This window comes from Rhodoplanes roseus (assembly GCF_003258865.1).
Classification (GTDB): Bacteria; Pseudomonadota; Alphaproteobacteria; order Rhizobiales; family Xanthobacteraceae; genus Rhodoplanes; species Rhodoplanes roseus.
Genome location: NZ_NPEX01000925.1, coordinates 1 through 251, shown reverse-complemented (window position 1 = coordinate 251; position 251 = coordinate 1). Strand labels below are relative to the sequence as shown.

General features: G+C 64.9%; 1 protein-coding gene. It reads right to left on the bottom strand.

All coding sequences use genetic code 11. The features are described from left to right. Positions 1-251, bottom strand: a 251-nt coding sequence (locus tag CH341_RS33035) for a phosphorylase family protein (protein ID WP_483475704.1), incomplete at both ends; no start/stop codon positions are given.

The following is a 251-nucleotide window of genomic DNA, read 5'->3' as shown; positions in this document are numbered from 1 at the left end:
GGAGGCCTCGCCGATCAAGGGATTGGCGCCGAGAAGGCTGATATGGTCGGTGATCTGCATCAGCGAGCCCGGCGGCATGTCTTCCCGCAGGCTGCCGGCCGCATTGGTCAAAATCAGCGTTTCGACGCCGAGAGCTTTGAGCGTCCCGAGCGCCGGGCGCATCACGTCGGCGCGGCCATGCTCATAAAAATGCGACCGCCCGGCCATCAGCGCCACCGGCGTGCGCCCCAAAATTCCGATCACGAGCTCTC